Source organism: Nocardia salmonicida NBRC 13393 (assembly GCF_001613085.1).
GTDB lineage: Bacteria > Actinomycetota > Actinomycetes > Mycobacteriales > Mycobacteriaceae > Nocardia > Nocardia salmonicida.
This window is the reverse complement of record NZ_BDBR01000009.1, coordinates 237,323-262,603: the sequence shown is the minus strand read 5'-3', so window position 1 is coordinate 262,603 and position 25,281 is coordinate 237,323. Positions and strand designations below refer to the sequence as shown.

The 25,281-nt window shown below is 67.5% G+C and carries 24 protein-coding genes; 11 read left to right on the top strand and 13 right to left on the bottom strand.

The genetic code is table 11. From position 1 onward, the window contains the following. The first annotated feature begins 11 nt into the window (after window positions 1-11). Entirely contained in the window at window positions 12-1,157 is a 1,146-nt protein-coding gene (locus NS1_RS11085) for an acyl-CoA dehydrogenase family protein (RefSeq protein WP_062983889.1), read from the top strand. Between the two features lie 55 nt (window positions 1,158-1,212). On the opposite strand, the gene NS1_RS11080 is transcribed toward NS1_RS11085, so the two are convergent. The 8 genes from NS1_RS11080 to NS1_RS11045 form a co-directional block, all read right to left on the bottom strand. Next, entirely contained in the window at window positions 1,213-2,433 is a 1,221-nt protein-coding gene (locus NS1_RS11080) for a cytochrome P450 family protein (protein WP_062983887.1), read from the bottom strand. Next, window positions 2,430-3,683: a cytochrome P450 family protein gene (locus tag NS1_RS11075; protein ID WP_062983886.1), complete on the bottom strand. Its 1,254-nt coding sequence runs from the start codon at window positions 3,681-3,683 to the stop codon at window positions 2,430-2,432. The genes NS1_RS11080 and NS1_RS11075 overlap by 4 nt, the downstream gene beginning before the upstream one ends. Continuing rightward, window positions 3,680-4,231 carry a GTP-binding protein gene (locus NS1_RS11070; RefSeq protein WP_056815801.1) on the bottom strand — a complete coding sequence of 184 codons (552 nt, stop codon included), beginning with the start codon at window positions 4,229-4,231 and terminating at the stop codon, window positions 3,680-3,682. Before NS1_RS11070 ends, NS1_RS11075 begins: the two co-directional genes overlap by 4 nt. A gap of 43 nt (window positions 4,232-4,274) precedes the next feature. Beyond that, window positions 4,275-4,619: a DUF742 domain-containing protein gene (locus tag NS1_RS11065; RefSeq protein ID WP_056812456.1), complete on the bottom strand. Its 345-nt coding sequence runs from the start codon at window positions 4,617-4,619 to the stop codon at window positions 4,275-4,277. After that, on the bottom strand, window positions 4,616-5,026 hold the full coding sequence (locus NS1_RS11060) for a roadblock/LC7 domain-containing protein (RefSeq protein WP_056812459.1): 411 nt from the start codon (window positions 5,024-5,026) through the stop codon (window positions 4,616-4,618). Before NS1_RS11060 ends, NS1_RS11065 begins: the two co-directional genes overlap by 4 nt. After that, window positions 5,023-6,417, bottom strand: a complete 1,395-nt coding sequence (locus tag NS1_RS11055; RefSeq protein WP_062984113.1) for a sensor histidine kinase — start codon at window positions 6,415-6,417, stop codon at window positions 5,023-5,025. The genes NS1_RS11060 and NS1_RS11055 overlap by 4 nt, the downstream gene beginning before the upstream one ends. Before the next feature lie 198 nt (window positions 6,418-6,615). Beyond that, complete coding sequence (locus NS1_RS11050) at window positions 6,616-7,821, bottom strand: SGNH/GDSL hydrolase family protein (protein WP_255284499.1); 1,206 nt, start codon at window positions 7,819-7,821, stop codon at window positions 6,616-6,618. Window positions 7,822-7,823: 2 nt separating this feature from the next. Continuing rightward, the gene (locus tag NS1_RS11045) at window positions 7,824-8,819 is read right to left on the bottom strand and encodes a saccharopine dehydrogenase NADP-binding domain-containing protein (RefSeq protein WP_062983884.1); all 996 of its coding nucleotides are present in this window, start codon (window positions 8,817-8,819) and stop codon (window positions 7,824-7,826) included. A 118-nt stretch (window positions 8,820-8,937) separates the two neighbouring features. Between NS1_RS11045 and NS1_RS11040 the strand changes: the two genes are divergently transcribed. Then, window positions 8,938-9,852: an AraC family transcriptional regulator gene (locus NS1_RS11040; RefSeq protein ID WP_062983882.1), complete on the top strand. Its 915-nt coding sequence runs from the start codon at window positions 8,938-8,940 to the stop codon at window positions 9,850-9,852. A gap of 3 nt (window positions 9,853-9,855) precedes the next feature. On the opposite strand, the gene NS1_RS11035 is transcribed toward NS1_RS11040, so the two are convergent. Then, window positions 9,856-10,107, bottom strand: a complete 252-nt coding sequence (locus tag NS1_RS11035; RefSeq protein ID WP_255284490.1) for a RidA family protein — start codon at window positions 10,105-10,107, stop codon at window positions 9,856-9,858. A gap of 158 nt (window positions 10,108-10,265) precedes the next feature. Between NS1_RS11035 and NS1_RS11030 the strand changes: the two genes are divergently transcribed. Together NS1_RS11030 and NS1_RS11025 are read left to right on the top strand one after the other, a co-directional pair. Beyond that, entirely contained in the window at window positions 10,266-10,598 is a 333-nt protein-coding gene (locus NS1_RS11030; RefSeq protein WP_062983880.1) for a type II toxin-antitoxin system RelE/ParE family toxin, read from the top strand. 6 nt (window positions 10,599-10,604) lie between these two features. Then, a complete protein-coding gene (locus NS1_RS11025) occupies window positions 10,605-10,886 on the top strand; it encodes a helix-turn-helix domain-containing protein (RefSeq protein ID WP_063816115.1) in 282 nt (93 codons plus the stop codon). A gap of 25 nt (window positions 10,887-10,911) precedes the next feature. Here the strand turns inward: NS1_RS11025 and bla are convergent, their stop codons facing one another. After that, a complete protein-coding gene (bla, locus tag NS1_RS11020) occupies window positions 10,912-11,829 on the bottom strand; it encodes a class A beta-lactamase (RefSeq protein WP_062983879.1) in 918 nt (305 codons plus the stop codon). A 168-nt stretch (window positions 11,830-11,997) separates the two neighbouring features. On the opposite strand from bla, the gene NS1_RS11015 reads away from it, so the two are divergent. The 3 genes from NS1_RS11015 to NS1_RS41590 are packed head-to-tail and all read left to right on the top strand — an operon-like array spanning window position 11,998 to window position 17,674. Continuing rightward, window positions 11,998-12,873 carry a LysR family transcriptional regulator gene (locus tag NS1_RS11015; protein WP_174562643.1) on the top strand — a complete coding sequence of 292 codons (876 nt, stop codon included), beginning with the start codon at window positions 11,998-12,000 and terminating at the stop codon, window positions 12,871-12,873. Then, complete coding sequence (locus tag NS1_RS11010; protein ID WP_062983877.1) at window positions 12,870-13,805, top strand: serine hydrolase; 936 nt, start codon at window positions 12,870-12,872, stop codon at window positions 13,803-13,805. Before NS1_RS11015 ends, NS1_RS11010 begins: the two co-directional genes overlap by 4 nt. Before the next feature lie 11 nt (window positions 13,806-13,816). Then, the gene (locus NS1_RS41590) at window positions 13,817-17,674 is read left to right on the top strand and encodes an arabinosyltransferase domain-containing protein (protein WP_255284489.1); all 3,858 of its coding nucleotides are present in this window, start codon (window positions 13,817-13,819) and stop codon (window positions 17,672-17,674) included. Window positions 17,675-17,762: 88 nt separating this feature from the next. Here the strand turns inward: NS1_RS41590 and NS1_RS11000 are convergent, their stop codons facing one another. Then, window positions 17,763-18,884: an alpha/beta hydrolase gene (locus tag NS1_RS11000; RefSeq protein ID WP_062983875.1), complete on the bottom strand. Its 1,122-nt coding sequence runs from the start codon at window positions 18,882-18,884 to the stop codon at window positions 17,763-17,765. A 267-nt stretch (window positions 18,885-19,151) separates the two neighbouring features. On the opposite strand from NS1_RS11000, the gene NS1_RS10995 reads away from it, so the two are divergent. Further along, window positions 19,152-20,276, top strand: a complete 1,125-nt coding sequence (locus NS1_RS10995; protein WP_307618838.1) for a metallophosphoesterase — start codon at window positions 19,152-19,154, stop codon at window positions 20,274-20,276. A gap of 39 nt (window positions 20,277-20,315) precedes the next feature. Here NS1_RS10995 and NS1_RS10990 read toward each other — a convergent pair whose 3' ends face one another. After that, window positions 20,316-21,023, bottom strand: coding sequence for an LppP/LprE family lipoprotein (locus tag NS1_RS10990; protein WP_084503646.1), 708 nt, complete (start codon window positions 21,021-21,023; stop codon window positions 20,316-20,318). Window positions 21,024-21,198: 175 nt separating this feature from the next. Here NS1_RS10990 and NS1_RS10985 point away from each other — a divergent pair, with 175 nt between their 5' ends. The 3 genes from NS1_RS10985 to NS1_RS10975 all read left to right on the top strand — a co-directional run bounded on the left by NS1_RS10985 (window position 21,199) and on the right by NS1_RS10975 (window position 24,562). After that, window positions 21,199-21,555, top strand: coding sequence for a PadR family transcriptional regulator (locus tag NS1_RS10985; protein WP_062983871.1), 357 nt, complete (start codon window positions 21,199-21,201; stop codon window positions 21,553-21,555). After that, window positions 21,546-22,889 (top strand): permease prefix domain 1-containing protein, encoded by a 1,344-nt coding sequence (locus NS1_RS10980; protein WP_062983869.1) that lies wholly within the window; start codon window positions 21,546-21,548, stop codon window positions 22,887-22,889. Before NS1_RS10985 ends, NS1_RS10980 begins: the two co-directional genes overlap by 10 nt. 182 nt (window positions 22,890-23,071) lie before the next feature. Further along, window positions 23,072-24,562, top strand: coding sequence for a DUF4246 domain-containing protein (locus NS1_RS10975; RefSeq protein WP_062983867.1), 1,491 nt, complete (start codon window positions 23,072-23,074; stop codon window positions 24,560-24,562). A gap of 19 nt (window positions 24,563-24,581) precedes the next feature. On the opposite strand, the gene NS1_RS10970 is transcribed toward NS1_RS10975, so the two are convergent. Then, window positions 24,582-25,271 (bottom strand): class I SAM-dependent methyltransferase, encoded by a 690-nt coding sequence (locus NS1_RS10970; protein ID WP_255284488.1) that lies wholly within the window; start codon window positions 25,269-25,271, stop codon window positions 24,582-24,584. Window positions 25,272-25,281 lie beyond the last annotated feature (10 nt).

The following is a 25,281-nucleotide window of genomic DNA, read 5'->3' as shown; positions in this document are numbered from 1 at the left end:
GAAAGGACACCATGAAGCGCTCCATCTTTACCGAGGACCACGACGCCTTCCGCGCGTCGGTCGCCGAGTTCGTCAAGCGCTCGATCGCGCCGAATGCCGAACGCTTCGTCGAAGAACGGGCGATCGACCGCGAAACCTGGCTCGCGGCAGGTGAACTGGGCTACCTCGGCCTCGGCGTGCCCGAGGAGTTCGGTGGCAGCGACGCGGGCGACTACCGCTTCAACGCGGTGTTCGGCGAGGAACTGTCGAAGGCGAGCGCCGCGATCGCGTCCTCGTTCGGCATCCACTACGACGTGTGCGCGCCCTACATGGTCGAGCTCACCAACGACGAACAGAAGCGGCGCTGGCTCCCGAAGTTCTGCACCGGCGAGATCATCACGGCCATCGGCATGACCGAGCCGTCGGGCGGTTCCGACCTGGCCGCGCTGAAGACCACCGCCGTGCGTGACGGCGACGACTGGATCATCAACGGCTCGAAGACGTTCATCACCAACGGTTTCAACGCCGACCTCGTGATCGTCGCCGCCCGCACCAGCCCGGAGAAGAAGGCCAAGGGCATCACGCTGTTCGTCATCGAGACCGGGATGGACGGCTTCACTCGCGGGCGCAAGCTCGACAAGGTCGGTCAGCCCGAATCCGATACCGCCGAACTGTTCTTCGACAATGTGCGTGTCCCCGACGCCAACCGGCTCGGCGAGGTCGACCGTGGCTTCATCGCCATGATGGAGCGGCTGCCGCAGGAACGCATCGGCGCGGCGATCTCCAACCTCGCCCATGCCTCGGCGATCCTGGACGAGACGCTGCAGTATGCCAAGGAGCGCAAGGCATTCGGGCAGCAGATCGGCAGCTTCCAGTACAACAAGTTCCTGTTCGCCGAGCTGGTCACCAAAATCGAAGTGACACAGGCATTCGTCGATCAGGGCATCGTCGCCCATGCTGCCGGTGAGCTGTCCGCGGTCGACGCGGCGAAGGCCAAGTGGTGGTCGGCGCAGGTGCAGAACGACGTGCTCGACGCGTGTGTGCAGTTGCACGGCGGCTACGGCTACATGCGTGAATACCGGGTCGCGCGGGCGTGGATGGACGCCAGGGTGACCAAGATCTGGGCGGGCTCCAACGAGATCATGAAGGAACTGATCGGCCGCGATCTGGGTCTGTAGCGCACGGATAGCGTCGCGCCCGGCGTAGGAACCACCGGGCGCGACGCGTCGCCGGTCAGCTCAGGATGATCGGCAGCGCGGCCAGATCGTTCTGCGTGAGCACCGGCAGGTTGCCGATCTCACTGTCGGGCACGGCAAGGCGCAGCTTCGGGAAGCGGGCGAACAGCGCGGGCAGCGCGATCGCGGCTTCCAGACGCGACAGCGCGGCGCCGGGGCAGATGTGCGGGCCGTAGCCGAAGGCCAAGTGGCGGTTGGCGGTCGAGCGCGTCACGTCGAACTCGTCGGCGGTCTCGCCGTGCACCGCGGTGTCGCGGCCGACGGCACGGTAGGACATCACCACGCCATCGCCCTTGGCGATCACGGTGTCGCCGACAACGATGTCCTCGGTGGCGAAGCGCATCAGCAGGTGCGAGACCGGGCCGTCCCAGCGCAGCGATTCCTCGATGACCTGCTTCCACTCCACGTCCCCGGCAAGGACTTTCGCCAGCTGCTCGGGTTCGGCGAGCAGCGCGCGCACGGTGTTGATGATCAGGCTGACGGTGGTCTCGTGTCCTGCCGCGACGAGGGCCTTGATGTTGCCGATCGCCTCTTCCTCGGTGAGCGGCTCGCCGCCCTCGTCGGCGGTGACGAACGCCGAGGTCAGATCATCGGCCGGGTCCGCGATCTTCTGCCGGACCAGGTCGGTGAAGTACACATCGAGGCCGCTCATCACCTCGAGGCGCTCGTCCTGCGGGGTCATCACCGAGAAGAACTTCTTGTACCACTCGAGCAGCTGCGCGTGGTCTTCGCGCGCGACGCCCATCAGGTCGCCGACCACGCGCATCGGCAGCGGATAGGCGAAAACCTCCTTGAGGTCCACCGCAGCGCCATCGGCGCCGGCGGCCTCGAGGTCGTCGAGCAGGTCGGCGGTCAGCTGTTCGACCACCGGGCGCAGCTCCTCCAGCCGCCGCGGGGCCAGTGCCTGGGCTGTCTTGAGCCGCAACCGGCGGTGCTCGGCGCCGTCGACGCTGAACATCGAACGGTCGACGAGGACCATCCCGATCAGCGGCCACTGGGTGGTCACCACGCCGTCGGCATACAGCGACCACGCGTTGATGTCCTTGACCAGCCGGGTGTCGGTGGTCAGCTGACGTGCGACGGCGTGATCGGTGACGGTCCAGGCGGGCACACCGAGCAGGTCGATCCGGGTGATCGGACCGAGTGCTCGAAGGCGGGCGGTTTCCCCGTTGAGGTCACCGACCATGGGGTCGATGGCGAAAGGGCATGGCGAGCTCACGAAAAACCTCCGACGGGTCGAACTGGTGTGAAACGAACGGGCAGTGCGGTCATGCCCCGAAGGAAAGCCGAAGGCCGCCGGGTGAGCTGGTCGGCGGGCACCCCGAGATCGACATCGGGAAGCCGGTCGAGCAGCACCTCGATCCCGGTCCTGGCGATGATCTCCGCGATCTGCTGCGCCGGGAAAGGGCAGCGGTATTCGCCGTAGCTGAACGCGAAATGGGCGCTGTTACCGGTGGGTACGGAGCCGCCCTCGGTAAACGATTGGCGCACATGCGGATCGAGATTGGCGGCCGCGAGACCGAGCAGCAGGAGGTCACCCGCCCGAATCGTCTTGTCGGCGAGACGGGTGTCGCGCGCTGCCCACCGGCCCGCCAGAATCGAGGTGGGCCCCTCTTCCCAGAGCACCTCGTTCATGGCCTCGCCGACACTGCGCCTGCCGCCGCCGAGCGCGTTCGCGAATCGGTCGTCGGTGAGCATCAGCCGCATCGAACTGCCGAGCCAGTCCGCGGTGGTGAGGTGACCCGCGGCAGCGATCGCCATCAGGTCGTTCATGTATTCCTCGTCGGTGAACGGCTCGGGGTCTGCCAGCATCATCGAGGCCAGATCCCCAGCGGGACGAGCCCGCTTCACCGCGACCAGCCGCGCCATGTGTTCGGCGAAGCGGGCGTGCCCGGACTGGGCGTCGGCGCCACCGTCGGCGAGCTGCTTCATCGTCAGGGCGAGGTCTGCCGCATCGTTGTCGGGCAGACCGAGGATGCGCGCCAGGGCGAGAGCGGGCAGCGGTACCGCGAACTCGGCGATCAGGTCGGCGCTGCCACGACCGCAGAACCCGTCGACCAGGCGGTCGGCGAGTTCCTCACAGGCCCTGCGCAATTCGAAGTGGTCGACCGCGTCCAGTGCCGGTTCCACCATCGCCAGGTGCCTGCGATGTTCGGCGCCCGCGGTGAAGTAGATCGAGGGCATCGGTTGCCCGATCATGGGCAGCAGCGGCCAGTCCTCCGGCACCCGGCCCCACTGATTCCACAGCGACACGTCACGCGGGAAGAGCAGCGGATCACTGGTCACCTGGTGCAGTTCGCGGTAACCGATGATCAGCCACGCCGGGAACCCGCCGGGCAACTCGACCTGCACGACGGGACCGTGATCGCGGCGCATCCGCCGATAGACCTCGTGCGGTTCGATGTGGAACTCGGGACCGCTCAACGGCACCGCGCCGGTGATCGGGCACGCGCCGGTCGGTGTGCTCATGAAACGGTTTCTCCCTGTGGGACAGCGGAATACAGGTGCTCGACCAGTGCGATCAGCACCTGCTTGCTCGATTCGCGCGAGCGCGCGTCACACATCACCAGCGGCACAGCCGGATCGAGATCGAGTGCGTCCCGCACCGCGCCCGCCGAATGGGAGTCACCGAAGTCGTTGCAGGCCACCACGAACGGAGTGCCCTGGTGTTCGAGGCGGTCGATCGCGTACCAGGAGTCACTGATCCGGCGCTGGTCGACCAGCACGATCGCGCCGAGCGCGCCCGTGAACAGCCGGTCCCACAGGAACCAGAACCGTTGCTGCCCAGGGGCTCCGAACAGGTAGAGCACGTGTTCGTCGTCGAGAGTGATACGGCCGAAGTCGAAGGCGACGGTGGTGGTCGACTTGCCGGGCACACCGGTGGTGTCGTCGACGCCCGTCCCGACATCGGTCATGGTGGCCTCGGTGTCGAGTGGCCGGATCTCGCTCACCGAGCGCACCAACGTCGTTTTGCCGACACCGAATCCGCCGATGACCACGATCTTCAACCCGTGCATTGCCGTGCTGTGCAGCGGCGCTTTCGCCCGCTCGGGCACGTTCTCAGAGCTTGCGAAGTCCAACGAGCACCTTCTCGAGGGTGGAAGCATCCAGCGACATCGCCGCGGACAGCGGTGGGCGCACCGTGATCTTGCCCGCGGCCAGCAGGTCCGACAGGACAACCGTGGTGACACCGACGGGCAGCCGCAGCTCGGCAGCGATCTCCACCACCGCGGTGGGCGCCCGGCAGATGTCGAGGACCGCGACCTGTTCCGAGGACATCCCCGGGGTGGCTGCCGACTCGCTGACCACCAGGGTGACCAGGTCGAAGTCCTCGGTGACGGGAGCTCGGCCGCCGGTCAGGGTATAGAAGCGGTCGGGATCGTCGTCGCGACCGGCCCTGGTCAATCGATCGCTCCGCGTCTGGGCTGGGCCGCCATGTGCTCGCCGAGCTGTTCGACCAACTCGTGCATCGTGTGCCCGACCAGACCGGCATCGGCGTCCTCGGCGGCGACCACCGCCAGGTGCGCGCCGCGCCCCGCTTCGACCACGAACAGGATGCCGCCGTAGAACTCGGTCATCGACTGGCGAACTCCGCCACGCCCGTCACCGAACTCGACGGAAGCCCCGTGCGACAGGCTCTGGAACCCCGCGGCGATGGCAGCCAACTGATCAGCGCGGTCGACGTCGAGTTCTGGTGTGTGGCAGATCTTCAGCCCGTCACCAGACAGGAGCAAGGCGTGCCTGGCACGCGGGGTGCGGGCGAGCAGCTTCTCGAGCAGCCAGCCGAGGTTCGCGGGGGCGGTGGTGGTCATCGGTCCTCCAGTGGGTCGGGAGCCGCAGCGGCGCTGCCCGGATCGTGGCTTGCAATGGTGCGGCCCGGCGCGGAACGCTGGAAGGCACCGAGGGCGGTGGGTTCGGCCGGTGGCGCCTTGGCGGCGGGCGTGGCGGCGAGGCCTTCGGGGTGGACCTGCGCCAGCGTGTCGCCCCTGCGACGTTTCGGCAGCATGGGCGAGGAGGCCGGGGCACCGTCGGTCTCTGGTTGCGCGTGTTCGCCGACAGGCTCGCTGAAATCCATGGTGCCGGTGTCGGTTCTGCGCGGGATCGGGCTGTCGAACTGGCTCAGTGTGGCCGGCTCGGCGAAGCGCGGCGGGGCCACCACATTGCGACTGCGACGTTCGGCGCGCGCGGTGAGCTCTCGCGGAACGACGACGACGACTGCGGTGCCGCCGATCGCCGACGGCCGATACGAGACGGTGAGTTCGTGTTTGCGCGCCAGGTACCCGACCACGGCGAGCCCGAGCCTGGTCCCCGACAACGAGGCCAGGTCGGCGCCCTTGCCCTTGTGATCGCGTCCGGACACGGCGGCTTCGGCGCGGCGCAGCGCGGAATCGCTCATGATCAGGCCGCTGTCCTCGATCGTGATCACCACGCCCGCGGGCACTTCCGCGGCATAGACGTGCACCTCGGTGGTGGGCGGCGAGAAGTTGCAGGCATTGTCGAGGAGTTCGGCGAGCGTGTGCATCACGCCTTCGGCGGCATGCCCGGCGACACCGACCTCGGCGATCGCCCGCAGCCGCACGCGCTGATACCCGGCGACCCGACCCATCGCGCCGCGCAGAATCGATTCCATCGCAATGGGTTTCGCCCAGCGACGGCCGGTGCGCGCACCCGACAGCACCGCGATGCTGTCGGCGAGGCGCCCCGCCTGGGCGGTGCGGTGGTCGATGTGGAGCAGGTCGGTGAGCACCCGGGGGTCGGCGTGGCGGTGTTCCATCTCCCGCAGCTCGGCCAGCATCGAGGTGGTCATCGCCTGGATACGGCCCGCGGCGCCGGCGAACGCGGCCAGTGCCGCCGCGCCCCGCCGCGAATTCTCCTGGGCTTCCCAGGCGTAGGCGGCGGTGTGCTCGTCGGCCTGGGTCAGCCGTGCGCTCGCCTCGGCCACGGTGGCAGCCAGTTGCTGTTCGGCCCGCTGGGCGGCGGCCAGACTCGCGCGCGCCTGCGCGCGCTGACGCAGCGCGAACCACACCGCAGGGCAGCCGATCAGTGCCGCGGCGACAGCGGCGGTGAGCACCGGGATACCGACGGCCTGCGGCGCGAACACCGCGGTCACGGCGGCGATCGCCACCACCGCCACGCCGGCGCCGAGCACCACAGATCCAGCGCTGTCACCGGACGCCTTCGGCGCAGCTACTGTCTGTGCCATCGGCAGTACGTCCGCAGTACTCACAGGCCCCCTGCCATCAGTGGTCGATCAAACACGCAGCAAGGCAGCCTGTTTCGAAGTCGGAGTCGAGCATATCGAGCCCCCGCCCTACCTGCCACTCGACGGATCAGGGTTCACCGGCCGTTGGGCTACGGGTCAGCATCCGGCCTGGTCACGGCAGGTGGGGCGAGACGGCGGTCACGCGGCGAGAGCAGGCGCGATGACCGTGGCCATGGCCCGATAGCCGGAATCATTGGGATGCAGGTGATCACCGCTGTCGAAACCGTCGGCGAGACGGGTGCGATCACCGGGAGTGGCCAACGCCTGTTCGAGATCGACCACCTTGTCGAAGGCGCCCGACTCCCGAATCCAAGTGTTCACCTCGGTGCGCAACCGCTCCCGCTCGGGCGAGTAGTACGCCGACCCGGCGAACGGCAGAATGGTCGCGCCGACGATGCGCACACCCGCCGCGCGCGCCTGCGCGATCAACGCGCGATATCCGGTGATGAGCTGGTCGGCCGAAACCGGTGGGAAGACAACCCCGTCCGGGCCCACGCTGTCCGACAGACCGATGTCGTTGATCCCGATCAGGACGACGACGGTACCGACGCCCGGTTGGTCGAGAACATCGCGACGGAACCGGGCCAGCGCGCTGTCGCCGAGCGCGGTCGAGTCGGTGAGCAGCCTGTTGCCACTGATTCCGGCGTTGATCACCGGGCCGTGGTGGCCTACCGCCGCGAGCTGGTCGGGGTAGCGCAGGTCGGCGTCGAGTGTCGAGCGGTAGCCGTCGGTGATCGAATCGCCGAAGGCCACGGTGACGTCGCCGCTGCTCGACCGCAGCGTCTCGATACCTGCCACGTAGTACCAGGACTGCGAGGTGTCGGTGAACGGTGCCGCCGACGGGTCGTCGGCGTGATCGCCCTGCGCACGGTAGCTGGTGGCCAGCGACTGGCCGTGCTGCGTCGCGGGGCCGGTGGGTCGGTCGAAATAGAGAGTGACCGCGATCGATGCCCCCACGGTGCGCACCGCGTCGCTGATCACCTCGGCCCCCGGCGCGATCACGAAGGTGGACTGCCCACCGACGCTCAACCCCCGCACCGATTCCGGGACGATCGCCGCGCCCCCCGCACTGGCGGCCACCGTCGCCGCCGACACGGGCAGGGGGTACTCGCCGAAGCGGTTCGACAACCGAATCCTGACCTGCGGCCCCTCCTGCGACAGGCGAAACACCTGTCGCACAGTCTGGTCGTCGAAACCCATCGCCGACCAGTTCTGGTAGACCGGGTACTGCACCGCGGTCGTCCAGGCACTCGACCAGGTGGTTTCGGTGTCGCGGACACCGAACGCCACCAGGACCAGCGCGGCCACGGCAGCGACGGGGGCGGCGATCCACCGTAGCCGCACCGTCAACGCAGCGACCATGTCATGCCGAACGGCGCGAGAGCGTCGAGGAATTCGACCGGCTCGAACAGCTCCGCGGGTGACTGCGCACCCGGCTTGCCCGCACCCGTCGCGATGCGCGTCGCGACCTCGACCGCGAGTTGGGCGCTGTTGCGGTAGGCGTCGGGGCCGCTGCCGATGCCACGTAGGGCCCGGCCATCGCGGTGGATGTCGACGACCATCGAGTACGCGGCCGGGGCCGACGGCGTTTCGGGCGCGGCGTCCAGATCAGCTTCGGTGACCGTGCCGACGATCTCGAAGATCGACTTCGCGAGGACGCCCTCCGAGCGCACCGTGGTGTGGCGCGGAATCGTCACCACGGAGGGTTGCGGAAACTTCATCACTGCAATGGGTTCCGTCTCGTCAGGAAGCAGGAAGGTGGTCCGGCGGGGCTGGGGGCCGGTCTGGAATTCGCCGTCGGACCATGACAGGCCGCCACTGGTGAAGACATCTAGATTCTGGAAGACGGTGCGCATACTTCCGCGCGAGCCCTCGCCGCCGGGCGTGGCGACATGGCTCAGGACGATCTCGTCAGCGCCGCCGAGTCGCTCGGCGCCGAGGTGAGCGAGCAGGTCGCCGAAGATCCCCGCTTCGGTGGTCGCGGTCGAGAGCGTCACCCCGGCTTCGGCCGCGAGCGGGCCGAATTCGGCGAAGACCTTCTCGACGAAGAGCTGTTCGCCCGCGACGTCGACGTAATGGACGCCGGCGGCGATGGCGGCGCGCAGCACTCCCTCGCCGCGACCGGTGTAGTCGGGCAGCGTACTGATCACGGCGTCGACGTCGGCGAACGCGGCGACGAGCGCGGTGTGGTCGTCGGCCTCGGCAACGCGGACCTCGACGTCGAATCCGGCGAGCCGTGCGGCGTTGCGGCCGACGACCACGGCCTCGATACCGCGCTCGCGCAGTTCCCGCACCGCGAATGTTCCGACGTGGCCACTGGCTCCGTAGACGGCGATCTTCATGTCGTGCTCCTTGTGTTCATCGGGCTGATGAGCACAGCGTATGAGCCATTTATGAGACAGGAAATCATCCAGAATCTTTCCTGCATATCTGATCGTCTCTACGAGTATCGTTTCGAACATGGATTTGCTGAGCGATGTCCTGGCCACCGCGAAGACCGGCAGCCCGGCCTCCGGGATGTTCGTGCGGCACGCACCGTGGGGTCGGGCGTATCCGCGCATCGAGAGCGCGGGTTTCCATGTGGTTCTGCAGGGTTCGTGCTGGCTGACGCGACCCGATGCGGAGCCGCTGGCATTGGGCGCCGGTGACGCGGTCTTCATGCCGCGCGGGATCGGCCACGATCTGCTCGACCAGCTCGACAGCCCGGTGACCGAAACCGCGGGCCCCGACGATGTCCGGATCGTGGCGGGACCGGGCGTTCCCGCGACCCTGCTGTGCGGTTCCTACCAGCTCGCCGCCGACCGAACCCATCCGCTGCTGACGGAGCTGCCCGAGGTGGTCCACGTTCCGGCCCGGCTCGGCACGCACCCGTCGCTGCGCGCCGCGGTCGACCTGCTGGCCGACGAGCTCACCGACACCCACCCCGGCGCCGACGCGGCGATACCCCCGCTGCTGGACTTGCTGCTGCTCTATCTCCTGCGCGCCCAGCTCGCAGACTCCGCCGAGACGACCGGCTGGGCCGCCGCGGTCGCCGACCCGGACATCTCCCGCTCCCTGCGCGCCGTCCACGACGACCCCGCCCACGGCTGGACGGTCGAATCACTGGGCGCCCGAGCAGGTCTCAGCCGCGCCGCCTTCGCCAAACGCTTCACCACCCTGGTCGGCGAACCCCCACTGACCTACCTCACCCGCTGGCGCATGCTCACCGCCGCCCGCCTGCTCCGCGACACCGACCACCCACTCTCGACCGTCGCGCGGCACACCGGATACGGCTCCGAGTACGCCTTCGGCAAGGCCTTCAAACGCGAATTCGGCACGGCCCCGGGCCGCTACCGCTCGACGCCGACCGAGGTCCTGATGGCGGGCGCGCGGTAATCCTCAGTCGAGCACCGCCGTAGCCTCCACCTCGATGAGCAGATCCGGCTCACCGAGCGCGGCCACCCCGATCAACGTGATCGGCTTGACCGGATCCACACCGAGCTTCGCCGCCGCCCTGGCGATACCTTCACCGAGCAGCGGATACTTCTCCGCACTCCAGTCGACGACATAGATCGTCAGCTTCGCGACATCGTCGAACGAGCCACCGATCGCCGCCAGCGCGGTACCGATATTGAGGTACGCCTGCTCCACCTGCGCCGCGAAGTCCCCGAGAGTTGCCGATACACCTCGGGCTTGGGCAGCCCGTCCGGATTCACCAGTTCCACCGTCATGCCAACCCCATCGTTCGAATGCCCGTTCGAACTACTGTAGGCGATCAAATGTATACATGTCATCTGTATACTCAGGGCATGAAAGAGCTCCGGTGGGTCGGCGACGCGCTGGACCGGCTGCGCGAGTTGCCACAGCCGGTCCAGCGTGGCCTCGGCTACGGCCTACACCGGGTACAGACCGGCCAAACGCCATTGGATTTCAAACCGATGCCGACTGTCGGGTCCGGCGCATTCGAACTTCGATTCCGCGACCGGACCGGCGCTTACCGCATGTTCTACGTCGCGAGATTCGGCGATGTCGTTTACGTGCTCCACGCCTTTACCAAGAAGACAGAGAAGACCGCGCCCGGCGACTTGTCCGTCGGCCGCGACCGCTATCGCGCGGCGGAAGCGGATGCACGGAAAGGATAGGAAGCCATGAGAATTCAGCGAACGTCCGATGTGTGGGAAGCGATCACGGACTCCCCGGAAGAGGCGGAACGGCTTCGGGTTTGGGCCGACGCGCTGGACGCTGTGCTCGCACGGATCGATGAGTTGGAACTCACGCCTGCCCAGGCTGCCGAGCGACTCGGTGTTTCCAGGTCGCGGATCTATGAGATGCGCGCCGGCAAGCAGGGGGTGTACAGCCTGGAGCGATTGATCGGGTTCGGCGCGCGCCTCGGCTTGCATACGCACCTCAGCATGCGAAAGACCGCGTGACAGGTCCGCTCCTCGACACGCGCGATCAGTTGAGCTGGGCTACAGCGGCTTTCGTTGCCTCCGCGACGAGGTCGTTGGAAGGTTCAGCGTTCTGATCCGGCTTGGTGGTGAGGACGGCGAGGACGAGCGGGGCCCGGTTGGGGGGCCAGGCGATCGCTACGTCGAGGGCGGAGCCGTAGGCGGGACTGCCGGTTTTGTCGCCGACGATCCAGTCCGTGGGCAGACCTGCCTTGATGCGTTTGGCGCCGGTCTTGCTCGCCTTCAGCCACGTGGCGAGTTGGTCGCGTTCGGGTTCGGGGAGGGCGGTGCCGACGACCAGGGCGCGGTAGTTCGCCACCAGAGCGGCGGCGGTGGTGGTGTCGCGTTCGTCGCCGGGGATCGCGGTGTTGAGCTCGGGCTCCCAGCGATCGAGACGGGACACGGTGTCGCCCAGGGTGCGCAGGAAGGCGGTGAAACCTTCTGGGCCGCCGAGCAATCGGAGCAGCATGTTGCCCGCGGTGTTGTCGGACTGGGTGATCGCCGCGTCGCAGAGGGCGGTGACGGTCATGCCGGTGTCGATGTGTTTCTCCGTCTCCGGCGAGTTCACGACGATGTCGGCCGCGGTGTAGCGGATGACCTGGTCGAAATAGCCGGTGGACAGCGGATGCGCTTGCAGGAGAGCGCCGCACGCCAGACCCTTGAAAGTCGAGGCCATCGGGAAGCGCTCACCTTCCCGGTAGTCGACGGTCGCTCCGCTTCCGGTATCGACCACCGAGAGTCCGAGCCGGGCACCGTATTTCGTCTCCATATCGGCGAACGTCGCGGTGGCCGGCACGGTGGCCGATGTACTCGATGCCGGTTCGGCGTCGCTGCTCGAGCAGGCGGTGAACGTCACGGTCGAGATCGCCAGCGCTACGGCGGCGATCCGGGTGCGGAGGCGGGGCGTCAGTGTGGAGGAAGTCACCGGTGCACGCAATCATCGCGGACCGGTTCGAAGCCAATATCGGACAGCGGGCTGGACGAGTCGCACCCGATATCACCGCAGGTGGACAGCGGTAAGGCGACAGGGAAGACCGATACCGACCAGCTCGTCACCGCAGATCGCCCGAGTCGCGGCAAGAGCGCTGGTTCAATGGCCGATATGGATCTGATCCGCCACCTCCGGTTCTTCGTCTCTGTCGCGGACGAGGGCCATTTCGGGCGGGCAGCAGCGGCACTCGACATGACCCAACCTCCCCTGTCGCAGGGGTTGCGCCGCCTCGAACAACATCTCGACGTCGAACTCATCCACCGCACCAGCCAGGGCGCACTACTCACCACCGCGGGCAAGCACCTACTCCCGCGTGCCCGGCTGCTCGTCGACGACGCCGACCGATTGCTCGCCGAATCACAGCGGATCGCGCAGCTCAGCGGGACCGTGCGATTCGCCGCGACGACCGCGCTGCCCGATCGTCTGGTCACCGCGTGTGTCACGGGCTTGCGCGCCGCCGGTGGCAGCGTGGCGACGACACTGGCCACGACCGTCGATCTCGTCGCCGAGGTGCGCGCGGGCGTGTGCGATGTGGCGGTGATCGAACATCCGGCGCTGGTCGACGGGGTGGAGGCCGGACCGGTGGTGAAGATACCGCGGTGGTTGGTGGTGCCCGCCGAGCACCGCACCACCACCGCCGAACGACCGACCTTCCCGATGCTCGCCGGACTGAACTTCGCCCATCCACCGCGCGCCGCGAACCCGCCTGCCTTCGACAGCATCATCGATCTGCTGCGCGAACGTGGACTGGACGCACCGCCGCTCGCGGCTCCCGACGATCGAGCGGTGATGGCCGCCGTGGCCGCGGGCACGAGCTTCGGCGTCACCGCCACCACGCCGACGCCGACACCGGGGGTGGCATGGCTCACGTTGGCGCCGCAGTCGATTGCCCTGCGGGTCAGGGTGATTCGCCGAGCGGACGCGGGCGCGCATGCCGATGCGTTGGATCGGGTGCTGTACCGGGAGCGGCTGCGATGAGCGTGTTCGACACGGCGAGGAACGGCGGTGCCGGCGGTCCGGAATCGGCGAGTGCCCGGATCCGTGCCGTGTTCGCCGACGCGGGCTGCGTCGGGTGGTTGCACGCCCGGCGCTGCGATGGGTCCGCCGGCGAGGTCTCCGTCGGTGGGCACGACCGCGTGGTGGTCGCGTCGGTCTACAAACTGCTGCTGTTGGCTGCGTTCTTGCGACAGGTCGACCACGGCCTGATCGACCCCGCGGGTCGGCTCACCATCGATCCCGCCGACTGCACTCCCGGCCCTACCGGCCTTGCGGCACTGCTGGATCCGGTCACCCTGAGCCGCCGCGATCTGGCGACATCGATGATGACCGTGTCCGACAATGCCGCCGCCGATGTCCTGCTCGGCGAGGTCGGCCTCGCCGCCGTGGGCGAGCTCCTCCAAGAACTGGGCCTCACGGATACCCGCATCGTCGGCGGCACGGCCGACCAGCACCTCAGCCTGGTCCGCGACACCGACACCCACAGCACCGCAGAGGCTTTCGCGGCGCTGGCCGACAACGACGAGGCGTGGACTGTCTCTGCCTACGACCCCTCCTACGCCAGCGCGACCACGCCCGAGGAGATGACCCGGTTCCTGTGGAAGCTGTGGTCGGGCGACATAGTGTCCACCGCGAGCACCGAATTCGCGCGCACGGTGATGAGCAAGCAGATCTGGCCGCACCGCATCGCCGCCGGATTCCCCCATCGCGGGGTGCTCGTCGCGGGAAAGACCGGCACCATCGGGGTGATCCGCAACGAGGTCGCTGTCATCGAGTTCCCCGGCGAAACACCGGTAGCGGTTGCGGTTTTCACCCGTGCAGCACGCGCGGATCCGATGCTGCCGGTGGTCGACGCCGCGATCGGTGAGGCGGCGAGGATCGCCGTCACCGAACTGCGCCGCCCACGGGGCTAGCATCGTCGTTTGTGGGTGGAGATTCTTCCGGCTTCGGCCGTGTGCAGAAAATCGGGATCGCGGCGGGGGCGCTGGGTGTGGTGCTGGCGGTGGCGACTCCGCTACTGCCGGTTCAGCAGCAGCGCGCGAGTCTTGATTGGCCGCAGCCGCAGTCGATGCAACTCAGCGCGCCGCTCGTGGACTATGTGCCGCTATCGCTCGATGTGAGCATTCCGTGCACGGCATTGCGCGATACGACAGGCGGGACCGTGCTGTCCACCGTTCCCGCCCAGGCGCCGCGAGCAGGGTCGAAAGGCTTGGTCGCGCGCATCGAGGACCGCCCGGGAGCCGGGCGCACGTTGTCGGTGGTGCTGCGCGACAAGCTGCTGTTGAGCGCGCCGATCGCGGATATCGCGGGGAATGCTCCCGCGAAAGAGGGCTCGGTCGCCGACGATCGCAATGGCACCCAACCTCCGCCTACCGACGCGAACCGGCCACCTGTCCCCGCTGGCGCACAATCTCCCGACAGCACTCCCCCCAACGGCGCGCCGTCCCCCGGCAGCGCTCCCCCTTCGGGCGCGGTTCCGCCGAACGGGCCGAGCAGCGCACCGCCATCGACTGCGAAGCCACCGACCGGTGCGAATGGCGGGCCCGGCGGGCCGGGAGCAGCCGTTCCCGAGAGTGCACAAGATGCTCGATGTGGTGCGTTGACGGTGGTGTCCACGGCGACGAGCACGACCGCCGAGCTCACAGGGATGGCCCGGGCCGATGGGTCGCCGATGAAGACGACCGTCGACACTGATGTGCGCCCGCAGGTGGTCGGGGTCTTCACCGAATTGGATCGCGGACGGATGGGAGACGCGCGGCTGCATGCCGAGATCGATGCGCGGTTCTCGTCGAGTCCGACCGGCTGGAAACTGGCGGCGATCATCGGGGCGGTGTTGTGCGCGCTGCTGGCGTTGATCGGCCTGCACCGCAGCGACACTCGTGACGGTCGCCGTACGCGCCGCATCCTGCCCGCGCGCTGGTGGCGGTTCACCGGTCTCGACGCGGTGGTCGCGGGCACGTTGGTCGTGTGGCATGTGGTCGGCGCCAACAGCTCTGACGACGGCTACATCCTCACGATGGCGCGCGCGTCGAAGGAGGCCGGCTACACCGCCAACTACTATCGGTGGTTCCAGGTCGCCGAGGCCCCGTTCGGGTGGCCCTACGAGGTACTCGCGCAGATGACCCGGGTCAGCGAGACCGGGCTGTGGATGCGATTGCCCGCCTTGCTCGCAGGGTTCGTGTGCTGGCTGGTCCTCAGCCGGGAAGTGCTGCCGCGCCTGGGTTCCGGCGTGAGTTCGAGCCGAATGGCGCGCTGGACAGCGGCACTGGTGTTCCTCTCGATCTGGCTGCCCTACAACAACGGACTGCGCCCGGAACCCCTGATCGCCGTCGGTGCCCTGCTCACCTGGTGCTCGATGGAACGGGCGATCGCCACCCACCGCCTGCTGCCCGCCGCCGTCGCGGTGCTGATCGCCGCGTTCTCCCTCGCGGCCGGTCCCACCGGATTGATCTGCGTGGCTGCACTATTGGCCGGTTCGCGACCGGTGATCCAGACGATCATCGCGCGCGCCACACCGGATTCGGGCGCCAGCCGAGGAGCCGTTTTCCTCCGGTACACCGCGCTCGTGGCCCCGATCCTCGCCGCGGGCACTCTCGTGCTGGTCGTCGTCTTCGCCGACCAGACCTTCTCGACCGTCCTCGAAGCTACCCGCGTGCGCCAACTGGTCGGTCCCGACATGTCCTGGTTCGAGGAGCGCACCCGCTGGGATTCCCTGCTGTCGGTCAACCCCGACGGCTCCCTGGCCCGTCGCTTCGGCGTCCTCGCCATGCTCCTGTGTCTCGCGGTCGGCATCGTCGCGACCTTGCGCCGCGGTCGCATCCCGGCGACCGCCCGTGGTCCGGTGACCCGAATCCTCGCCGTCGTCTTCATGGCCCTGCTGCTGATGATGTTCACCCCCACCAAGTGGACCCACCACTTCGGTGTCTACGCGGGCCTGGCGGCCGCACTCGCCGCGATCACGGCGGTGGCTCTGGTCCGCCTCGGCCAGAACTATCTGCGAACCCTGTTCGCGGCCGCAGTGCTGTTCCTGCTCGCCGTGAGCTTCACCGGCTCCAACGGCTGGTGGTACGTCTCCGGCTACGGAGTCCCCTGGCCCGACCGCGCACCCACCCTCGGCGGCATCGAGGTGTCGACGCTCTTCCTCGCCGCAACGGCCGCGACCTTCCTCGCGGCGCTGTTCCAGTATTACCGCGCAGGCATCGAGGCCTCGTCGGTCGGCGACGGTGACCTCCGAGACCTGAGCGATGACGACGGTGGCACCGGCGATGACGGAACCGACAACGATGCCGCAGTTCCAGCTGGCTCCGACCTGAGTCACGTACTCGAACGCGCCAGCGGCGGACAGCTGAAGTCCGGTGGCTATCGCGCTCGGCGCAGCCGGCCCGATCGCAAATCCCCGGCTGTCGCGCCGCTGACCGTTGCCGCAGCGGCCATGGTCCTGTTCGAGGTGGGATCGCTTGCCGTGGCAGCTGTTTCGCAGTACCCGGCGTACTCGGTCGGACTGTCGAATCTGCGCGCGCTGACGGGTGACCAGTGCGCGATGGCCGATGACGTTCTCGTCGAGACGAATACCGCGGACTCACTGCTCACGCCCTACAGCGGCACCGTCGCCGAGGGCCTGGCCGCCGAGAACACAGGCTTCACCCCGAACGGTGTCGGCAGCCTCGCCCCCGATCCCGGACCCGGCCAATCCTCGGCCCCACCGTCAGGTTCAGGACCTGGCCCCAGCGGACCCGGCCCCGGTGGAGGCGCACCCGGGGGCTCTGGTCCCGGTGGAGGCGCACCCGGCAACTCTGGCGGCGGTGGAGGTGTGCCCGGCGGCGCGGCACCAACCGGGGGCGCTACTCCTGGCGGCACGAACGGCTCCGCACCAGGTGGTTCCACTGGGGCACCGCCGAGCGGTCCGAACGCGGGACCGCCGGGAGCACCTGGTGCGTCCGGCCCCGCCGTGGCCGGTGTGAACGGGAGCACGGCGGCATTGCCGTTCGGGCTTGCCCCGGAACGGACGCCGGTGCTCGGTAGTTATTCGACTGGCGAGCCCCAGCGGACGCAGCTGACCACGCAGTGGTATCGGATGGATCTCGCTGCCGCACAGCAGAACCCGGCGTACAGAGTGCTGATCCTGACAGTGGCCGGACGAATCGAGTCGACCGCGCCCGATGGTTCGCGCATGCCGGGTCAGCGGTTGCGGGTGGAGTTCGCGCGTCGTGACGGCGACGGAACCATCACTGCCCTGGGCGATTCGACCCCGCCATCAGTCGGCGGCGCTCCGGGCTGGCGCAACATCCCGGTCGCCCTGGACCGAATTCCCGCAGACACCACAGCTATTCGACTGGTCGTCGACGCAGCGGAGCCCGACCCTATGCAGTGGCTGGCGATCACCCCACCCCGCCTGCCGAAACTGTCGAGCCTGAACACCGTGGTCGGCAGCACCGACCCGATCCTCGCGGATTGGCATGTGGGACTGGCCTTCCCGTGCCAGCGCCCGTTCGACCACCACAACGGTGTCGCGGAGATGCCGATCTGGCGAATCCAACCCGACAAACTCAACGCCCAGGTCTCCGAAACCTGGCAGGGCGACACCGGCGGCGGCCCCCTCGGCTGGACCGGCATGCTCATGCAGCCACGCACCATCCCCGCCTACCTGGCCGACGACTGGACCCGCGATTGGGGCGAACTCCAACGCCTCACCCGCACCGTCGCCGCACCACCCGCCGAGATCGGCCACCGTTCGAGCACCATATGGGGCTGGTCGAACGAGAGTCTGATCAGAACGAACTGATCGTCGCAACACTGACCGACCGATCTCCGAGAGCGCGAAACCGCCACTACCCGAATGTGGGTAGCGGCGGTTTCGTTGGTGTCAAAAGCTACTTCGGTGGTTCGCCACCAGCGGGCGGACCACCGGCCGGAGGTCCGCCGGCGGGCGGTGCACCACCGGCGGGCGGCGTGGCGCCCGCGGGCAAGGGCTTGCCGATATTGCGTGCCATGTCCGGCATCAGGCGGATGGCGACCTGTTCCCAGGTGCCCCAGTTGTGGATACCGATGTCGGGGAAGTCGTAGCTGACATTCTCGTAACCCAGTGCGGTCACGCGCTTTTCGAACGAGCGGGTGTTGGCTAGGGCGATCGCTTCCAATGGCATGCCCTGGGTGATCGCGTCGACCGAGGACAGGTCCTGATCGGCGGGCTTGGCGCTACCGGCGGAGACATAGAGACGGGTGTTGTTGGCGATCAGCTTCTCGACGAACCCGTACGGGTCCATCCGCTTCCACTTCTCGCTGCCCGCGGGCGCCATCGCCTCGATGTTGTATCCACCGCTGGCGATCATCGCCCCGCCGAGCGCCTCACGCATGCCGGGCATCGACATGTGTAGGTAGCCCGACAGCGAGCCCGCGTAGGTGAACTGCTCCGGGTAGTAGGCCGCCATCAACATCGCCGCGCTACCACCACTGGACAGGCCGACCACACCGTTGCGGGTCGAGCTGAAGCCGAGCCGGGACTTCATGGCGTCCGGCAGGGTCTTGGTGATGAAGGTTTCCCACTGGTAGGTGTTGGTCTTGCCCTGGGTGTCCTCCCACCCGCCGATCGCCGAACCGGAGTCCGCGCTCGGCAGCAACGATCCGTCGGGGTTGACGCCGAAGAAGTTGCTCGGCTGCTCCCAGTCGGCGTAGAAGCTGGACTGTCCACCGACCGGCATCACGACATTGATGTTGAACTTCGCGATCTGCGCCGGGATGGTGGTGTGCTTCTCCCAGCCGTTCAGGTCGTCCTCGGCACGTTCGCCGTCGAGCAGGTAGACCACCCGATCGGTGTTGCCGTCGGCCGCGCGGATGATCCTGGTGTTGATCTCCCCCATCGACGTCTCCACCCGGAAGTCGATCGCGGACGGGTCGGCATCGGCGGCCGCGGGCGCGACCGACGCGCCGAACGGCAGCACCGCCACCACGGCGCCTGCCACGACCCCCCGAAAAAGCTTGTTTACCCCACGCATGATCGGTGTACTGACCTTCCCGTTGTGCGGCCACGCCGCTTCCCCACTCGACCCGCCGCGGTGCGAAACCTGCGCGCGGGGCCCTGCCGGGCAGCATAGCGCGCCCTCGATCCCCGGGGAACCTCGAATTGTGAAGTGGGGCAGCCCGCTTCGTAGATATGCCCGGAACTGCGGATTCGCGGCGAAGGGGGCGCCCGGCCGGAGGGCTACCCTGGGAGGTCGACTCGTGGCCGCGCCCGGCCGCCCCCTGCCGAGAACGGGACCGCTGTGAAGATCGCCGTACGCCTGATGATGTTGTCGCTGGTCCTCGCCTTGCTGTTCGGGATGCCCTGGTGGACGTTGGTCTCGTCGCCGACCGGCGGCAGCGGGACGCTGTTCTGGATCGGAACGGCCGTCTGTGTGGCCGCCCTCGTGTGCCTGCCCCTCACGATGTTCCTCGGGCACGGACCCGCGCAGTCCGATCCGGCGGTGATCGTCGGCGACACCCTGCTCGGGGTCCTGTGGGTGGTGTTCTCCTGGTCCGTGATCGGGTTGTTCGTGCGTGGCGCGCTGGCCGTCGGCGGGGTCGACAGTGCGCGCATCGTGGCGGCGGGGGTACTGGTCACCTCGGCGGTGCTGGTCGGCTGGGGCGTGTATGAGGCGCGTCGGGTGCCGCGAGTGCGCACGGTCGATGTCGCGATCCGTGGGCTGGCGCAGGGGCTCGACGGGTTGCGGGTCGTAGTCGTCACCGACACCCACTACGCGGCGCTGAACCGGCTGCGCTGGTCGGAGCGCGTGGTCGAGGTGGTCAACGCCCAGCGGCCCGATATCGCCTGTCACGCCGGTGATCTCGCAGACGGTTCGGTCGCGAAACGCCAGGCGCAGGTCGATCCGCTCGGCAAGGTCGAGGCGCCGCTGGGCCGGTTCTACATCACCGGCAATCACGAGTACTTCGGGGACGCCCAGGGCTGGATCGACTACATGGCCTCGCTCGGCTGGCAGCCGCTGCACAACCAGCACAGCGTGCTCACCCGCGACGGCGACCGGCTCGTCATCGCAGGCATCGACGACCCGACCGGCGTCGGCCTGCCAGGTCACGGCCCCGATCTGCCCGCCGCGCTCGCGGGCGCCGACCCCTCGCTGCCGGTCGTTCTACTGGCCCACCAGCCCAAACAGATCGCCGACAGCGCCGCGGCAGGAGTAGCACTGCAGATCTCCGGTCACACCCACGGTGGGCAGATCTGGCCGTTCCACTATCTCGTCCGGCTCGACCAGCCGGTCGTCGCGGGCCTGAGCAGGCACGCGAACAACACCCAGCTCTACACCAGCCGTGGCACCGGCTTCTGGGGTCCGCAGCTGCGGGTCTTCGCACCCAGCGAGATCACCGTGTTGGTGCTACACCCGCACAACTGAACCCCCACCTGCCCGGCGCACAGGGCATCCGAGATCGGATCAGCGGTGTGGCTGGGTGACTTCGGTCGGCAGCGTGCCGCCCATCACCACCTTCGAACCGTTCCACGAGTAGGTGATCGTCGCGGGGCCGCCCTGGGGTGCGGCAAAGGGTTCGTCACCGGCGAGCCAGCGGTAGTCGACGGTGACCGCGTTGTTGCTCGACCCGACGACGGTGGTGAAGGCATACGGCTCGGAAGTGCCTGTGCCCAGGTACTTTCCATTGCGGAAGAACAGGATGTGGATCGGCGCACCCGCGGAATTGCCGCCGATAGCGCGCACATACAACAGCTGACCACAGCTGCCCGGTTGATCAGTGGAAGCCTGTCCGGCGACCCAGCTTCCCTCGAGGCTCGCGAGGGCGTTCTGCACACCGGTCGAGGCCGGGTCTACGCACCGACCCGGTCCACTGATGTTGTCAGCGGGGGCGGGAGCGGTGGTGTCGGGCGCCGGGATCAGCGTGGGAGCTTGTGTGACCGGCGGTGTTTCAGGCTCCGGCTCGGTGGTGGCGCCGGGCTGGGGTGCGGCCGTCTCCTCGGGCGCGGTCGCCCCTGGAGCCTGGGTGCCCGGCGCGGGCGCGCGCGTCGTCGACGAGACGGCCGTCGCGCGGGAAGTGGAAGTGGTTGTCCCTGAACCACTCTCGTCAGTGCAGCCTGCGACCAACGCCGCGGCGACGGCGATCAGCGCACCCATCCGAACTGCGTTCTTCATGATTCCTCGATTCTGTGTCCCCTACGCGCTGTAGCGCGTATATGCAGACTTCATCGGGGCCCTCCACACGGTCGTTAGGCGATTCAACGAAATCCTCACCCAAGGGTGCGACATTCACCCCTATATACCTAGATCTGCTAGGTTATGACATAGATCTTCTAGGTATAGGAGTGCGATGCGGATAGACAAAGACCTGGTGGCAGCCTCGGCGACGCCGCTGGTGCTCGGAATTCTGGCCGAGGGCGAGTCGTACGGATACGCCATCCTCGAGCAGGTCAACCAGCTCTCGCGCGGGCGGATGCAGTGGACCGACGGGATGCTGTATCCGCTGCTGCACCGACTGGAACGACTCGGGCACGTGTCGTCGACATGGCGGGTGTCCGAGGGCGGACGTCGGCGCAAGCACTACTTGATCACCGATTCCGGCCGAGCCGCGCTCGCCGAACGACAAGCCCAGTGGAGCGTGGTCGCCGAGGCACTCGAACAGGTCTGGCGCAGCGCGACCAGACCGGTCGAGAAGGGATGGGCGTGATGGAGACCGAATTGCAAGCCCATATCGATCAGTGGCGCGGGTACGTCCAGCGCCATCGTGCGATTTCACTCGCCGATGTCGACGAGATGGAAGACCATCTGCGCGAACAGATCTCCACCCTGCAGGCCGGTGGCCTGTCCGGCGACGAGGCCTTTCTCGTCGCGGTGAAGCGGATGGGCAGCATGGACGCTGTCTCGCGCGAGTTCGCGCTCGAGCATTCCGAAAGACTTTGGAAGCAGCTCGTTCTGGTGCCGGAGGAGTCCGAGGGCGGTGCGGGCAATCGAGAGCTGATGGTGGTTCTCGCCCTCGCCGTAGGAGCGGCGCTAACGGTGAAGGCCGGCTTCACCTGGCTGGACGGCCCCGCGCTCGGCCGCAACCTCAGCCTGCTCGTATTACCCTTCCTCGCCGCATATTTCGCGTGGAAGCGCCAGGTTTCCGCACGGGTGGCCGCCGTGCTGCTCGTGCCGTTCGCACTCACCGCGCTGGTCCTGAACCTCTATCCGTTCGAGCCCGAGGGGGCGACCGAGATCATCGCCGCCATCCACGCGCCGATCCTGCTGTGGTTGGCGGTCGGGCTCGCCTACGCGGGCGGCGACTGGCGATCCGGGCGGCGGCGGATGGATTTCATCCGGTTCACCGGGGAATGGTTCGTCTACCTGACATTGCTGGCGCTCGGCGGCGGCGTCCTGATCGGACTGACGGTCGGCGCGTTCGGGACCCTCGACTTCGACATCGAGCCGGTGATCGAGGACTGGGTGCTGCCCTTCGGCATCGCGGGCGCGGTGATCGTCGCCGCCTGGCTGGTCGAGGCCAAGCAGAACGTCGTGGAGAACATCGCGCCGGTGCTCACGAGGGTCTTCACCCCGCTCACCATCGTCATGCTGTTCGCGCTGCTCGCCGCCCTCGCGACCACCCACAGCCTGACCGCGATCGACCGCGATCTGCTCATCCTGATGGACCTGATCCTCGTGCTGGTCCTGGGCCTGCTCCTCTACACGATCTCCGCCCGCGATCCGCTGACCCCACCCGCCTTCTTCGACCGCCTGCAACTACTCCTCGTCGTGACCGCACTGGTCGTCGACGTCGTGATGCTGGCCGCCATGCTCACCCGGATCGCCGAATTCGGTTCCACTCCGAACAAGGTGGTCGCGCTCGGACTGAACGTGGTGCTGCTGGTGAACCTCATCTGGTCGGGCCACCTCGGTTTCGGGTTCGTACGCGGCACGAAGACCTTCGCCGCTGTCGAACGCTGGCAGACCGACTACCTGCCCGTGTACGGCGTGTGGGCGGCTGCCACGATCGTCGCCATCCCGCCGTCGTTCGATTTCGGATGATCTGACAACACAGTGAAACCGCTGGCGACCGACCTCGGATACCTCGTGGTCGGACACCACGGGTCCGCACTCGGGCGCTATGTCAACGATCCGCCGTACGTGGCGGCGAGCCTGCTGTCGGTTAGTGTCGTCTGCGGCATTCGCCTCGTTTCGCTCGCCAGAACTGTTGAGAGAATAGAGAATTGACCCAGCTCGCGCCGTTTCCCTTGCCCTTTCGTGTCGCTTATCTGGCGGCTGTCGCGCCGGTCCGGTCGGTGCGCGAGCTGGAGATGATGCGATTGAGCGGCGCAATCCGGGCGAAATCGCAGTGGCATCAGAAGATCGACGACGCCGACATCGTCGCCCGATGGACTCGGGAAGCGGCCGAGCTCGGCCTGACGGAAGCCCAAATCCGCTATGTGCTCGATGAACTCGCGTACTACGCCGGGCTGCGCGACGAGACGACCGGGATCGAGGTATCCGCCGTCGATGGGGTGTGGCAGTCGGACACGCTGATCGACGAGGCGTTGCGTGCTCGACTGGGTGAGGCGGCGCGGGTATTGGAGGATGTCCCCGCGGCCGAACAAGATTGGCATCCTGGTTCGAACGGTCAGGTGCGCAATCTCGTCCACCCGTCGTTGTATTGCCTGGTACACGGTGTCAGCCGTCCCGCCGACGCACCGTGGCCCAGCCCGGCGACCAACGATGCCAAGTACGCGTACTCGAAGAAGTTCCAATGGCTGCCCACCGACGTCGACGTCACCGACGGTGGCGACGTGGCCTTCCGTTCCTACGTCAACAACGTCGACCCGGCTCGCCATCACGCACTCGAATCCGTACTGCCGGAACTCTTCGCGCGCATGCTCCCCCTGTTGGCGAATGTACTCACCGACCTTCGGCAACCACGGCCCGTGCGCATCGACGTGAACCCGTTCACCTGGTACGACGACAGCGAACCCATCCAGCCGACCGGGGAGAGCGACGAAGCCGAGGAAGCCTACGAAGAGGCCTGGAACCACTGGTGGGAAAACCGCCGACCGGCCATCCCCGACGCCCCCGTCTTCGAGCCGCCGACGCCCGCCGACGACACCGTCCGAGTCGACCTCAACGGCCGCCGGTTGCAGGTCATCGTCAAACTCGCCAACATTCACCTCACACCCGGCAAGCCGGAATACCCGGGCGGTTCGTGGCACGTCGAAGCAATGCTCAACGAGCGCATCGTCGCCACCGGAATCTACTACTGGGACAACGAGAACATCACCGACAGCGTGCTCGGTTTCCGCGCCGCCGTCGACGACCCTGAGTACCAGCAGAACGACGAGACCGGAATGCGCGAGGTCTTCGGTCTCGCCGACGAGGACATCCTCAATCAGGACTTGGGATCAGTCCAGGCCACCGCAGGTCGCTGCGTGGCCTTCCCGAACATCCTCCAACACCGCGTCGCCCCGTTCCGACTCCAGGACCCCACCCGAAACGGCCACCGCAAAATCCTGGCCTTCTTCCTGGTAGACCCGTCGATCACCATCGTCTCGACCTCCGACATCCCGCCACAACAACCGTGGTCACCCACGTCGACGATGACGGCAGCCCAAGCCGAGGAATTCCGCGAAGAACTGATGCGAGAGCGGAAGTTCTTCATCGACGAACACAACGACGAACTGTACGAACGAGAATTCTCCCTCTGCGAGCATTGACAGACTCTTCGGCGGGGAATCACCAGTCGTAGTAGGAGACCACCGAGGGCTGGCCGGTATAGCCGGGGCCTGCCGCCGGGTCGGCGCCGAGGTAGGTGGCGGTGAACTCAGGGCGGCCGTGGCCGTGGATCCGGTGGCGGTTGAAGGTCAGGCCTGCCGCTCGCAGCGTTTCGATGACTGCCTCGGCGGCCGGTGAGCCGGTGGGGTGGCGGATTTCGGCTGGGTCGAAGTCGGCGGCGAAGAGGCCGGTGGGAGCGAGCCAATTTGTCATCGATTCGATGAGGGCCAGCTTGTCGCCGATGTAGTGCAAACCGTGTACGCAGGTCACGAGGTCCGCCTTGTGAGGTGGGGTCCAGGTTGTTGCCGAGGTGGTGAGCAGGTGCAGACGGGGGGTGCGGGGTTTGTTCAGGAAGAAGTCGACGAGGTCGAGGCCGATGATGGTGAGGTCGGCGTCGGGGAATTCTCGGTCGAAGCGTTCCTCTGCCTCGAGCAGCGCGCGACCCGAACCGCAGCAGACGTCGACCCACGTGACCCGAGCCGTAGAGTCGGCGCGCAGGCGTTCGGCAAGCATCTCGTAGGGGTCGAAACCGAGCTCTCGGGTGTAGCTGTTGACGCCGGACAGTCCTCGGCCGCGATTCATCGCGTTGTTCGCGACTACCGAGGACTGTTCCAGCGTCAGGTTGTCGAGCAGCACGGGATCTGTTGGCACCACACTATTA

Excerpts from the sequence above, each read along its gene's own strand:
- NS1_RS11085 (WP_062983889.1), top strand. The coding sequence starts at position 12 with ATGAAGCGCTCCATCTTTACCGAGGACCACGACGCCTTCCGCGCGTCG.
- NS1_RS11075 (WP_062983886.1), bottom strand. The coding sequence starts at position 3,683 with ATGAGCACACCGACCGGCGCGTGCCCGATCACCGGCGCGGTGCCGTTG.
- NS1_RS11070 (WP_056815801.1), bottom strand. The coding sequence starts at position 4,231 with ATGCACGGGTTGAAGATCGTGGTCATCGGCGGATTCGGTGTCGGCAAA.
- NS1_RS11060 (WP_056812459.1), bottom strand. The coding sequence starts at position 5,026 with ATGACCACCACCGCCCCCGCGAACCTCGGCTGGCTGCTCGAGAAGCTG.
- NS1_RS11055 (WP_062984113.1), bottom strand. The coding sequence starts at position 6,417 with ATGGCACAGACAGTAGCTGCGCCGAAGGCGTCCGGTGACAGCGCTGGA.
- NS1_RS11045 (WP_062983884.1), bottom strand. The coding sequence starts at position 8,819 with ATGAAGATCGCCGTCTACGGAGCCAGTGGCCACGTCGGAACATTCGCG.
- NS1_RS11040 (WP_062983882.1), top strand. The coding sequence starts at position 8,938 with ATGGATTTGCTGAGCGATGTCCTGGCCACCGCGAAGACCGGCAGCCCG.
- NS1_RS11030 (WP_062983880.1), top strand. The coding sequence starts at position 10,266 with ATGAAAGAGCTCCGGTGGGTCGGCGACGCGCTGGACCGGCTGCGCGAG.
- NS1_RS11025 (WP_063816115.1), top strand. The coding sequence starts at position 10,605 with ATGAGAATTCAGCGAACGTCCGATGTGTGGGAAGCGATCACGGACTCC.
- NS1_RS11015 (WP_174562643.1), top strand. The coding sequence starts at position 11,998 with ATGGCCGATATGGATCTGATCCGCCACCTCCGGTTCTTCGTCTCTGTC.
- NS1_RS11010 (WP_062983877.1), top strand. The coding sequence starts at position 12,870 with ATGAGCGTGTTCGACACGGCGAGGAACGGCGGTGCCGGCGGTCCGGAA.
- NS1_RS11000 (WP_062983875.1), bottom strand. The coding sequence starts at position 18,884 with ATGCGTGGGGTAAACAAGCTTTTTCGGGGGGTCGTGGCAGGCGCCGTG.
- NS1_RS10990 (WP_084503646.1), bottom strand. The coding sequence starts at position 21,023 with ATGAAGAACGCAGTTCGGATGGGTGCGCTGATCGCCGTCGCCGCGGCG.
- NS1_RS10985 (WP_062983871.1), top strand. The coding sequence starts at position 21,199 with ATGCGGATAGACAAAGACCTGGTGGCAGCCTCGGCGACGCCGCTGGTG.
- NS1_RS10980 (WP_062983869.1), top strand. The coding sequence starts at position 21,546 with ATGGGCGTGATGGAGACCGAATTGCAAGCCCATATCGATCAGTGGCGC.